The sequence below is a fragment of the Salinivibrio siamensis genome (assembly GCF_001996005.1).
GTDB classification, from domain to species: domain Bacteria; phylum Pseudomonadota; class Gammaproteobacteria; order Enterobacterales; family Vibrionaceae; genus Salinivibrio; species Salinivibrio siamensis.
In genome coordinates this window covers 192,596-204,369 of record NZ_MUFB01000001.1, presented here as the reverse complement: position 1 = coordinate 204,369, position 11,774 = coordinate 192,596, and the positions used below count along the sequence as shown (strand labels likewise).

At 52.3% G+C, this 11,774-nt stretch carries 10 protein-coding genes and 4 tRNA genes; 8 read left to right on the top strand and 6 right to left on the bottom strand.

Annotation, left to right across the window (positions count from 1 at the left end):
* Positions 1 to 8: 8 nt before the first annotated feature.
* Positions 9 to 2,462 (bottom strand): ATP-dependent helicase HrpB, encoded by a 2,454-nt coding sequence (hrpB, locus tag BZG73_RS00960; protein ID WP_077667348.1) that lies wholly within the window; start codon positions 2,460 to 2,462, stop codon positions 9 to 11.
* A gap of 65 nt (positions 2,463 to 2,527) precedes the next feature.
* Here hrpB and thpR point away from each other — a divergent pair, with 65 nt between their 5' ends.
* The 8 genes from thpR to panC all read left to right on the top strand — a co-directional run bounded on the left by thpR (position 2,528) and on the right by panC (position 9,157).
* Positions 2,528 to 3,079 (top strand): RNA 2',3'-cyclic phosphodiesterase, encoded by a 552-nt coding sequence (gene thpR / locus BZG73_RS00955; protein WP_077666491.1) that lies wholly within the window; start codon positions 2,528 to 2,530, stop codon positions 3,077 to 3,079.
* A 19-nt stretch (positions 3,080 to 3,098) separates the two neighbouring features.
* Positions 3,099 to 3,821 carry a DNA/RNA nuclease SfsA gene (gene sfsA / locus BZG73_RS00950; protein ID WP_077578742.1) on the top strand — a complete coding sequence of 241 codons (723 nt, stop codon included), beginning with the start codon at positions 3,099 to 3,101 and terminating at the stop codon, positions 3,819 to 3,821.
* A 123-nt stretch (positions 3,822 to 3,944) separates the two neighbouring features.
* Entirely contained in the window at positions 3,945 to 4,394 is a 450-nt protein-coding gene (dksA, locus tag BZG73_RS00945) for an RNA polymerase-binding protein DksA (RefSeq protein ID WP_046074011.1), read from the top strand.
* 187 nt (positions 4,395 to 4,581) lie between these two features.
* Entirely contained in the window at positions 4,582 to 5,466 is an 885-nt protein-coding gene (gene gluQRS, locus BZG73_RS00940; RefSeq protein WP_077606109.1) for a tRNA glutamyl-Q(34) synthetase GluQRS, read from the top strand.
* Positions 5,467 to 5,569: 103 nt separating this feature from the next.
* Positions 5,570 to 6,934: a polynucleotide adenylyltransferase PcnB gene (gene pcnB / locus BZG73_RS00935; protein WP_235606001.1), complete on the top strand. Its 1,365-nt coding sequence runs from the start codon at positions 5,570 to 5,572 to the stop codon at positions 6,932 to 6,934.
* Positions 6,931 to 7,422, top strand: coding sequence for a 2-amino-4-hydroxy-6-hydroxymethyldihydropteridine diphosphokinase (gene folK, locus BZG73_RS00930; RefSeq protein WP_077578745.1), 492 nt, complete (start codon positions 6,931 to 6,933; stop codon positions 7,420 to 7,422). Before pcnB ends, folK begins: the two co-directional genes overlap by 4 nt.
* Before the next feature lie 35 nt (positions 7,423 to 7,457).
* A complete protein-coding gene (gene panB, locus BZG73_RS00925) occupies positions 7,458 to 8,252 on the top strand; it encodes a 3-methyl-2-oxobutanoate hydroxymethyltransferase (RefSeq protein ID WP_077667346.1) in 795 nt (264 codons plus the stop codon).
* An 11-nt stretch (positions 8,253 to 8,263) separates the two neighbouring features.
* Positions 8,264 to 9,157: a pantoate--beta-alanine ligase gene (gene panC / locus BZG73_RS00920; RefSeq protein WP_077578747.1), complete on the top strand. Its 894-nt coding sequence runs from the start codon at positions 8,264 to 8,266 to the stop codon at positions 9,155 to 9,157.
* Positions 9,158 to 9,168: 11 nt separating this feature from the next.
* On the opposite strand, the gene BZG73_RS00915 is transcribed toward panC, so the two are convergent.
* From BZG73_RS00915 to BZG73_RS00895, 5 genes are all read right to left on the bottom strand, one after another.
* Positions 9,169 to 10,431 (bottom strand): HD-GYP domain-containing protein, encoded by a 1,263-nt coding sequence (locus tag BZG73_RS00915; RefSeq protein WP_077667345.1) that lies wholly within the window; start codon positions 10,429 to 10,431, stop codon positions 9,169 to 9,171.
* Between the two features lie 297 nt (positions 10,432 to 10,728).
* Positions 10,729 to 10,804: transfer RNA gene (locus BZG73_RS00910), tRNA-Phe, on the bottom strand.
* A 717-nt stretch (positions 10,805 to 11,521) separates the two neighbouring features.
* A tRNA-Asn gene (locus tag BZG73_RS00905) sits at positions 11,522 to 11,597 on the bottom strand.
* A gap of 4 nt (positions 11,598 to 11,601) precedes the next feature.
* Positions 11,602 to 11,677 (bottom strand) — tRNA-Phe (locus BZG73_RS00900).
* 2 nt (positions 11,678 to 11,679) lie between these two features.
* Positions 11,680 to 11,755 (bottom strand) — tRNA-Thr (locus tag BZG73_RS00895).
* Positions 11,756 to 11,774: the final 19 nt, after the last annotated feature.

The window sequence follows — 11,774 nt, the reverse complement described above, 5'->3', positions numbered from 1 at the left end:
ACAATAGCTTAACTCTGGTTAAAATGGCGCTTGGTTTTACGGGTTGGCGCATGGTTGGCCGGATCATCTGGCCAAAGGTGCTTAGGGTAGCGCCCTTTCATTTCTTTTTGCACCTCTTTGTAGCTGCCTTGCCAAAACCCCGCCAGATCTTGCGTGATTTGCAGTGGCCGTCCGGCGGGAGAGAGCAACTCCACTTGCACGGCCACCTGGCCGTTAGCCAGGGTGGGTGTATCAGCCTGTCCGTACATTTCCTGCATTTTTACCGCTAAGACGGGCGCGTTTTCCGGGTTATAGCGCAGCGGATAACGTGATCCGGTTGGGACAGTAATGTGTGTGGGCAACGCGGTGTTTAATTGCTGTGTTGCCGCAAAACCGAACCAGGCCTCCAGCACGGGCTTGAGATCCAACTGCTGCAGGGCTTGCCAACGTGACATGCCATGGACAAAAGGCGCCAGCCAGGTATCGAGCGATGCCAATAAGTCGTCGTCGCTAAGTGGCGGTAGCATGATATCCAGTCCCCAGGCTTGTGCGCAGCGGGCGCGGGTGAGCAAGGATTGGCTGCCGCTTTGCCAGTTCAATGTATTAATGCCTTTTTGGCGCACGGCGTTTAATAACCCTTGCGCCTGCTGCTCGGCGCTGAGTGTATTAAGTGGCTCACGATAAAGCACTAATTCGCCGAGGCGTTGCTGTTTTTCTGCTTGTAATGTGCCGCGTTGGTCATCCCATTGTACGACCTCATGTTGACGTAATAAGTCGGGGCGCATTTGTTGTAGCGAGCGCAGTGAAAGCGCGATAGCACTGTAGGCGCGGCTGTCGTGTTGCTCACCGGCCATCACATCACAAACCACGATTGCCTCGTTGTGACTGAGTGCGTCTTGGCTATCGAGTGTCACGCCGTGACCATTGGCCATCATAAAGCGCCCCGTTTTTCCCCGTCTCAATGCGATTCTATCTGGCCAGATGTTCGCGGCCAGCAGTGGCAATATGGCTTCATCGAGTGAGCGTTGTAACTTTATCCCAAGTGCCCGTGCCAGCGATTGAGCGCGGTCTTGATAGTCTTTGTGAGACATGACCGCCTGTAATTGGTCAATCAGTGCCAGTGATACACCTGAGGTCATCGGTTTGTCGGCCCATGCGGCGAGCCAGCAGGCGGTGGGTAACACGGCGGTATCCGCCTTTTCAGCCCGAGCCAACATGGCGGCAGCGCGCGGACTAGCGGCCAATTGGATGGCACGTTGCCCCAGCGCTGTGAGTCCTTGGCGCGTATCAATCAGCCCCAATTGTGTCAGTCTGGTACAGGCCGCTTGCCAATGCTTGGTGGGCGGCACGTCAAGCCAATGTAAATCTTTGACATCACAGCCCCACTGGATGACATTGAGGGCAAGATCGGTCAAGTCCTCTCGCAAGATCGGCGCGGTGGGAGTGGCAGGTAAGCGCTGAAATTGCTCTTCACTGTATAAGCGCAGGCATTGCCCTTCTTCGAGACGACCTGCTCGCCCCGCACGCTGGATGGCAGCGCTACGCGTTATTTGCCGCGTCACCAATTTATTGATACCGGTTTGGGCTTGGTGCAACACCAAGCGCTCAAGCCCAGCATCGATGACTAAACGAATCCCTTCGATGGTTAAACTGGTTTCAGCAATGTTGGTTGTGAGCACTAACTTACGTCTTCCAGGGGAGGGAGGCGCAATCGCGGCGTATTGCGCCGAGACGTCAAGGCTGCCGTGGAGGCGGTGCAAATCCATGTCATCAGGTAGGCGCCCTTCTAGGGCGGCATAAACCTGTCTAATCGTGCCCACGCCGGGGAGAAAGAGTAGGGCCGACCCTGCGTGTTGAGCGATAAAATCAAGGCTGGCGCTCGCTACTGCGCTGGCCCATTGTGAATGCCGTGACAGTGGGTGATAGTGATAATGAATCGGATAGCTGCGCCCTTCAGTTGTCAGGGTCAGGGCGTCGGGTAAATGTTGCGCCAAGGCGTGATTATCTAAGGTGGCAGACATGACCACTAGGCGCAGATCATCTCGCAAGCCGGCTTGGCAATCTAGGCTCAAGGCGAGCGCCAGATCGGCATGCAGGCTGCGTTCGTGAAACTCGTCGAACATGATCACACTCACGCCATCGAGCATGGGGTCGGTTTGCAGCAAACGTGTTAGCACTCCCTCAGTGACCACCTCAACACGCGTTTTAGCACTGACTTTTGTCTCACCACGCATGCGTAAACCTATGGTTTGGCCAATAGGCTCATCCAGGTGATGGGCGAGGAAGCGAGCAATGTTGCGAGCGGCGAGCCGACGGGGTTCCAGTAGCACGATTTTTCCCGGCAGTGATGCTTGCTCAAGTAGCGCGAGGGGCAAGCGCGTCGACTTACCCGCTCCTGGTGGTGCGGATAAGAGGATTTGTGGATAGGCCGCGAGCCCGTCTATCAGGTCAGGTATCACGGCATCAATCGGAAGCTGCGACAAGAATTTGCCCTTTGTGTCAGAATCAAAGTGACTATTTTAACGGACTGAGCGTAAAAGGAGAGCCCATGCGACTATTTTTCGCGCTAGGTTTGGAGGAGGGCATTAACCAAACCGCCCGGGCGCAGCTGGTGGCGTATAAAAATCGCCTCAGTGGAGTCGGGCATGCGGTGCCCGATCAAAACTTACATCTTACCTTGGCGTTTTTGGGTGATGTGCCGGATGCATATATTCCTCGTCTACAAGCCACGGTGCAAGACCTTCAACTGCCCGCCTTTTCCATCACGGCCTCGACCGTTGAAGTATGGGCTCAGCCGAGGATTGTCTGTGCAACGTTAGCGTCTCCTCCGCAAGCCTTATTGGCGCTGGCTCATCATTTACAGACCTTACCCGTTTGGCCAGCGAAAGCGGACAGTCATGCGTTTACCCCGCATATTACCTTGCGTCGTGGTGTCAAAGATGACGATGCGCTGGACTTACCGACGCCTCCTGCCCAGACATTTGCGTGTCAACGATTTGGATTATATGCTTCGCCTTCCTCCTCGTCGGATGAATCGATACCTCGAGATAATGAGGGGCGGGCGTTATACCAATGCCTGCATCAATTCAGCCTTTGTTAATCATCAGCAGGAACGGCAGATGCAGTTTTCCCCACCACTAGCGTCGGCAACCTTAGTACGCCGCTATAAACGTTTTTTAACCGATGTGACCTTGGCTAATGGCGAGTCGCTGACCATGCATTGTGCCAATACGGGGGCGATGACCGGTTGTGCGACGCCAGGCGATACCGTTTGGTATTCCACCTCCGATAATACCAAGCGTAAATACCCTCACAGTTGGGAGCTTAATCATACCCAGCAGGGACACTGGATTTGTGTCAACACGGCGCGTGCCAACACCTTGGCGGTTGAGGCGGTGCAGGCGAATCGTATTCCTGAACTAGTGGGGTATCGACAATTACAGACGGAAGTACGCTATGGCAGTGAAAACAGCCGCATAGACCTACTATTACGTGACGATGACAAAGCGGACTGCTATATAGAAGTAAAGAGTGTCACATTATTGGAGGAAGACGGCTGGGGCGCGTTTCCGGACGCCGTCTCGACGCGTGGGCAAAAGCACTTGCGTGAGCTGATGGCGATGGCAGAGCAAGGACATCGTGCGGTTTTATTGTTCGTTGTTTTGCACTCGGGGATTGAAAAAGTCACTGGTGCCCCCCATATCGACCCGGATTATAACCAGTTATTAAATCAGGCGTTGGCGTCAGGGGTAGAAGTGATCTGCTATCAGGCTCAGATGTCGCCGAGTGAGCTAAATCTGGTTAATTCCGTACCTTTTGTTAGTCATACCGCAAAAGTGTAAGCATGTTCACATTGGGCGTTGCGCGGCGTAAATCAAAGATTGCCACCCTAAAGGCTTTCTGCTATAGATAGCGCCCTCATTTGACAGACACGGGTCATGTCAAGGTTTTTTAGGAGAAGCTGAATGCCAGAAAGCAAAGAAAAGAAATCGCTGGGCATCCTGGCCATTGCCGGATTAGAGCCATACCAGGAGAAACCTGGAGAGGAGTATATGGGAGAGGCTCAGCTTGAGCATTTCCGTAAAATCCTCAATGCGTGGCGTAATCAGCTCAGGGAAGAAGTCGACCGCACCATGAATCATATGAAAGATGAGGCGGCCAATTTCCCCGATCCTGTCGATCGTGCAGCACAGGAAGAGGAATTCAACCTAGAGCTGCGTAATCGCGATCGCGAGCGCAAGCTGATTAAGAAGATCGATAAGACATTGCAGCGTATCGAAGATGATGACTTCGGCTTTTGCGACTCGTGTGGTATCGAAATTGGGGTGCGCCGCTTAGAAGCTCGCCCAACAGCAGAGCTATGTATTGATTGTAAAACACTGGCTGAGCTAAAAGAAAAGCAAATGGCTGGCTAACGCTGGCGCGTTATATTTGCACACATCGATGCCTAGCCGTGGTTAGCGGAGAGAAAATCAGACAGATAAAAGGGAGCCTCGGCTCCCTTTTTGTGTTTTAGGGTGCTTGTGTTAGCGCAAGATCCCCGTACAATTTGCGCTATTCACACTCGCTGCAGGCGTTGCACCTACTGTCTATGCGCTTATCATGACTTTGCAGACCGCTTATATTGGCCGTTTTGCTCCTTCCCCGTCGGGCCCGCTACACTTTGGCTCATTGGTGGCGGCACTTGGCTCGTATTTAGATGCGCGTGCACACCATGGGCAATGGCTGGTTCGGATTGAAGATATCGATCCGCCTCGGGAGCAGCCGGGCGCCGCGAGTGACATTTTGCGCACGCTGGAGGCGTTTGGTTTTGAGTGGGACGGAGAGGTGCGTTACCAAAGCCAGCACCTTTCTGATTATCAAGCACAAATAGAGGCTTGGCTTGCATCGGGACAGGCGTATTATTGCACCTGTACGCGTCGGCAGATTAAAGAGGCGGGCGGCGTCTACCCAGGTTGGTGTCGTGATAAAGGTAAAGGGGCGCAAGCGGCGGCGGTGAGACTAAAAAGTCCCGTTGAGGTGCTCGCGTTTCAGGACAGGTTGCATGGTACGCTTGGTCTTGATGCGCATCTTGCCAATGAAGACTTTATCATCAAACGACGCGATGGCTTGTATGCGTATAACCTTGCGGTGGTATTGGATGATATCGACCAAGGCGTGACTGATATCGTGCGTGGGGCGGATTTAATTATGCCGACAGGACGCCATATCGCGTTGTACCAACAACTCGGCCAACCCGTGCCGCGTTATTTACACCTTCCTCTGGCTGTCAATGCAGAGGGACACAAGCTTTCTAAGCAAAACCGGGCTCCTGCCATTGATAATCAAGCGCCGCTGCCAGCTTTACGCGCAGCGATGACGTTTCTTGGTTTGCATGCAGTGGCTGAGCAAGAGGTGGCAAGTCCCACCCAATTATTGGACCTGGCGGTTAAGCGTTGGTCGTTGACACAGATACCGAGAAAAACGGAAGTGACGACAGCATTCTAAAATGGCCCACCCTGATATATTATATGCCGCTGTTTCATGGCCCGAACAATTAAATACGAGGTGAGCTATCTTTAATCGAGTGACCAGCTTTTGCCGTAAGGTTCTGAATCGTGATAGTAAAACACGCGCAATTGAGGATCTTAAGTTGGAAGTTATCCCCCGCAAAGCACATGGCATTTCGCGCAAAGGTATCAGCGAAAATGCGCTGAAAGTGCTTTATCGCCTGCACAAAGCGGGCTTTGAAGCGTACCTCGTTGGTGGCGGTGTGCGAGATTTATTGTTGGGGCGTGAACCCAAAGACTTCGATATTGCGACCGACGCAACGCCAGATGAAGTCAAAAAGCTGTTTCGTAACTGCCGGCTCATTGGGCGGCGTTTTCGTCTTGCCCATATCTTATTTGGCCGCGATGTGATTGAGGTCGCCACGTTCCGAGGCCACCACGGTAAAGGCGAAAAAGATAAGCAAACCGCTCGCTCCGAAGACGGGATGCTATTGCGTGACAATGTATATGGCACCATCGATGAAGACGCGCAGCGCCGTGACTTTACGGTGAACGGGCTGTATTACAATATCGCCGACTTTTCTATTCGGGATTATGCGGGGGGACTCGATGATCTCAATAACCGCGTTATCCGCCTGATCGGTGATCCTGAAACGCGTTACCGTGAAGATCCGGTACGGATGCTACGCGCCGTGCGCTTTGCGGTTAAGCTTGATATGACGATTAATAGCGCGACAGCGGCGCCGATTGTCGAGCTTGCGCCGTTATTGCAAGACATCCCGGCCGCGCGAATGTTTGAAGAAAGCTTGAAGCTGTTGCAGTCCGGTCAAGGGTTCGCGACGTACCAAATGTTGCGCGAGTATAATTTATTTCAGCAGCTTTTCCCTGCCGTGGCCGCACACTTTACCGAAGCGCAATCTAGCCAAACGGAACAGATGTTAGAGCAGGTATTACGCTCAACCGATAAGCGGGTGGTTAACGAACAGCGCATTAATCCGGCTTTCTTATTTGCTGCCATGCTGTGGTATCCCTTGGTGACACGGGCGGAAGAAATGGCATTTGAGAGTGGTTTGAGCTACTACGATGCCTTCATGGTGGCCGCCAGTGACATTGTGGATGAGCAAGTTAAGACCATCGCCATTCCGCGGCGCTTCACCGCCATGATACGTGAAGTGTGGCAATTGCAAATGCGTATGACGCGTCGCACTGGTGCGCGTGCGTTTAAAACACTGGACGAGAAAAAATTCCGCGCGGCATTTGATTTGCTTGAGATGCGCGGTGCGGTCGAAGGTGAAGAGACCGAAGCGCTGTGTGCGTGGTGGCGAGACTTTCAGCGTGCGGATCAAAGTGGCCGCCAAAAAATGGTGCGTGCGATCAATAAAGCTCATAATACGCGTAAACCCAAGTCTCGTCGGCGTAAGGGACCGCCACGTCGGCGTAAACCGCAGTCAAATTCAGACGCATGAATCGGGTCTATATCGCCATTGGCAGCAATCTCGGTGAGCCTGTAGAAAAAGCCAAACAGGCGATTGCTGCGTTAAAGACACTGCCGCAGAGTCGTTTTGTGGCAGTATCAGCCCTTTATACCAGCAAACCCATGGGGCCGACCGATCAGCCCGATTATGTTAATGCCGTCGCGGCGCTGGACACTCAGCTTGACCCTCTGACACTATTGGATGCAACACAAGCCATTGAGCTTGATTATGGCAGGGAACGCAAAGCAGAGCGTTGGGGACCGAGAACGTTGGACCTCGATATTCTACTCTATGGCAATCGCGTCATCGACGAGCCGCGACTGACGGTGCCACATTACGGCATGAAAGTGCGTGAGTTCGTGCTTTATCCACTTGCCGACATCGCCCCCGACTTGTGCCTGCCTGATGGCAGCACCCTCGCCGCGTGCCTGACGCGCGTTGATCGCAATGGTTTAACCCGTATTAGCGATCACGCTTAATCGGTGGGCCCCAGTTTCAGGCTTTGGGAGACACAATGAAAAAAATCACAATTACCGATCTGATCACTTGGAAGCAGCAAGGGCAGAAGTTTGCGTCCTTGACTGCCTATGATGCGAGCTTTGCTCAATTATTTGAGCAGCAGGGTGTGCCTGTTTTATTAGTTGGCGATTCGTTAGGCATGGTGTTGCAAGGAAAAAGCGATACCTTGTCAGTCTCGGTTGACGAGCTAGCATATCACACCCGTTGCGTGCGAGCGGGCAGTCCCAACAGCTTGCTGATGGCCGATATGCCATTTATGAGCTGTGCCACCCCTGAGCAAGCCTGTACCAATGCCGCAGCGTTGATCAAAGCAGGCGCCAATATGGTCAAAATCGAGGGTGGATCATGGCTGGTTGACGCGGTGAAAATGCTAACTGAGCGCGCCGTGCCGGTTTGTGTGCACTTGGGCCTCACCCCGCAATCGGTGAATATCTTTGGTGGCTTTAAAGTACAAGGCCGTGAGGACGATAAAGCCGAACAAATGGTGGCCGATGCGGTCGCGCTAGAGAAGGCCGGTGCGCAGATTATCGTACTTGAATGCGTTCCCGCGTCACTGGCTAAACGTATTACCGAGACGGTGTCGGTGCCGGTGATTGGCATTGGTGCTGGCGGTGACACTGATGGTCAAATTTTGGTCATGCATGATATGCTCGGCGTATCGGCAAACTACATGCCCAAGTTCTCGAAAAACTACTTGGCAGAGGCCGGTGATGCGCGCGCTGCGGTGGCTAAGTATGTGCAGGAAGTGGCGAGTGGCGAATTTCCCGGTTCCGCCCACACGTTTAAATAGAGAGACCGAGTATGCAGGTAATTTCTGAGGTGGCGCCACTGCGCGATCAAATCAGCCAGTGGCAAAAAGCGGATAAGCGCATCGCCTTTGTGCCGACCATGGGGAATCTCCACCAAGGGCATTTAACCTTGGTGCGCAAAGCTCGCGAGCGAGGCGATGCTGTCGTGGTTAGCATTTTTGTTAACCCGATGCAGTTTGATCGCGCGGACGATTTAGCCAACTACCCGCGTACATTGGATGATGATCTGGCCAAGTTGCGTGAGGAGGGCGTGGATCTGGTGTTTACACCAACGGCCGACACGCTATATCCACACGGACTCGATGCACACACCACGGTCGAGGTGCCAAGGCTCTCAACCATGTTAGAAGGGGCATCGCGCCCCGGTCATTTTCGTGGTGTTGCCACCGTGGTGAGCAAACTCTTTAATTTGGTGCAGCCAGCGGTGGCCTGTTTTGGCGAAAAAGACTTTCAGCAATTGGCGGTGATCCGCAAATTGGTGGCAGATATGGCCATGCCGATTGAGATTATTGGTGTACCCACCGTGCGTGAAAGCGATGGGTTGGCGATGAGCTCTCGTAATAACAACCTAACCGTCGATGAGCGCCAACGTGCACCAGTATTGGCAAAAACCATGCGCTGGATGAGTGCACAAATGCGCAATGGGCGTCGTGATCTCGACGATCTGATTGAAGATGCTCATGATCAACTGCGTGCAGCGGGATTACAGCCTGACGAATTTTATATTCGTGACGCCACCTCTCTTGCGTACGTGAACGAAGACAGCCGACAAGCCGTGATTTTGGTCGCCGCTTATCTTGGTAATACACGCCTTATTGATAACCTAACAGTGGAATTGCATCGAGCCGTCGATAAAGCGGACAAAGCTGATCCCAGTGGCGACTAATGCGTCGTTGCTTAGCCGTCAGCGTCCATAAAATAGGCAATTCGAGTGCGTGGCTTCAGGTACTCTTTCACCACTTCTGGCAATTTGGAGATAGGCACGGCCGTGTCTATCTCTAGCTCACTGTCACGCATGTCAATGATGGTGGCTTGATCGGAAGGAATATCCGGATCATAAATCATCACATTGGGTTTAAGCAGGGCAGAGCTGTTCACCGAAATAATAATGCCGACATCGTCATTCGACAATTTCACCACCGTCCCCGGTGGATAGACGCCCATCATCTTGACAAATAATGCCAACAAACGTGGGTTGAACTTGGCTTTGTTGTCTTTAAAAAGATGAGACAAGGCAGCAAAAGGCATCCTTGCTGGTGCGCCAAACTGAGGGCGACATAAGCGGTCAAAAAAGTTCACCATACTGACAATTTGTGCCGCTTCGTCAATGTCATCGCCTAATAGGCCTTTGGGGAAACCACTGCCGTTAGCAAACTCGTGGTGCTGGGCAATGATGGTTTCTACCTCAGGGGTACACTCTTTCATTTCTGATACCAGTTCTGCCCCATAATTAACATGTTGACGGTAGTAATTCATTTCCGGCTCCGTCAGTCGCTCCTTTTTTCGCACGATGGCCGACGGCACCTTCTTTGTACCGATATCATGCAGCACCGCGCCGGTGATCAATGCGCGAAGCTGATCATTGTCGTACCCGTTACTACGTGCCAACATCAGCGCGAGGACGGCCACATTCAGTGAGTGCGCATACATGTCTTCTGCCAGGCTCGGATCGTCCATTAGATGCAGGGTGACATTCGACTCGCTACCAAAGACCATCATGCTATCGACGAGCATGCGGACATCCTCGTTAGCCGCTTGTGGACGGTTGGCTGCCTTCATATTGATGGCCCGTAGCTGTGCCATCGAACGTTGATAATGCTTCTGCACTTTTTGAATGCGCGCACGAAAGCGGCGTTGTTCCTCTATGCGCTGTTGTTTCTCCTGCTCCATTGCCGCTTTTTCTCGGCTGACCGCATGTGGGTCGACTTCATCCGGGTTTTCTTTTTTTTCTGTCAGTGCGGGTAAGGGCACCGCCGTACTTTTATCCGGGTAATAGTAGACAAAGCTTATCGGGAGCGAGCGTATCACCTTCGCTTGTGCCTCACTTTCTATTTGAAAACGATTGAGCATAAACGGATGATCGCGCCATTTTAGCGGCAGTTTGATGTAAAGACCGGGTTGAAGTCGCTCTGTTGAGAGCTTGATGCTATTGGCTGACATGCGTTAATGACACTCGATCCATGAGGTAAAAGACAAGAATAAACCCCAACAGATTACCATAAATAGGCGATGTTGAGTAAAAAGCCTAATCGCTATCGCACTGAACGGAAGTCGACTTAAAGGGTAGCAAAAAGTGCCAGAGGGGGATGCATTTGCTGTCGTGGCAAAGCGTTGCGTACCGTGTTTATAGCGGTGCGGCCTGCAAGGTGCGGCCTGCAAGGTGCGGCCTGCAAGGTCACCGACACGGTGTCGGCATAAAAAAATCCCCACTCGTGTGAGTAGGGATTTTTTTAAGTATGGTGCCCGGAGGCGGAATCGAACCACCGACACGGGGATTTTCAATCCCCTGCTCTACCGACTGAGCTATCCGGGCTGAGGCGGTCTATTTAATAGCATTAACCTAAGAATGTCAAAGTCTTTGTATAAAAGGTCTTTCTACTGTCAAAGTAGTGCTCTATGTCTACTTATGATCAGTTTTTATCTGATCTTGCAAGCATTTTCCCCTTCTTGGTGACCCCACTGATTATCAGTGATGGTGGATTTAAAATGTCTGGGTGAGGCCTACGTAAAAACCGGACTCGCTGCCCAAAAAGGTTCGAAATCATTTTGTTGATAGCCCTCACGCTGCAACTTATGTTTTGGCTGGCAGGGGCACATGCGCAAACTCAAGGATGGGGCAAGCACTTTTAAGCGAATAAAGTCAGAAGCCGAAATGTCTTATCTACTGTTCGGTTAGGCATGGGGCTCCTCAGGCGACTCGACCACGAAATAATGAGTCAACATCTCTTAGTCGTAGGGGGAGTTTTAGCTAAGCAGCTCTTAAAAAATGGCTATGCACTGGCGAGTTTATAAGGGGAGCCTCAGGACTAAGTGCGTTATCGCGACTTAGAATGAGGGAGAGTAATACGGCATGGCAATAGCTAAAAAAAACGCTAACCTTTCGGCTAGCGTTTTCTTTAAAGGTGGCTCCCCCAACTTGACTCATCGGGGACGCCTAGTCGGGGGCGCCTAGCCCAGTGACATATTTGGCGATAGCCAAACAAGCCAAACAAAAAAAACGCTAACCTTTCGGCTAGCGCTTCTTTAAAGGTGGCTCCCCCAACTGGACTCGAACCAGTGACATACGGATTAACAGTCCGGCGTTCTACCAACTGAACTATGGGGGAATAATGGTGCCTCGAGGCGGAATCGAACCACCGACACGGGGATTTTCAATCCCCTGCTCTACCAACTGAGCTATCGAGGCAATGGTGCCGGCTGCCGGAGTCGAACTGGCGACCTACTGATTACAAGTCAGTTGCTCTACCAACTGAGCTAAGCCGGCACACAAATCGCGAAATACT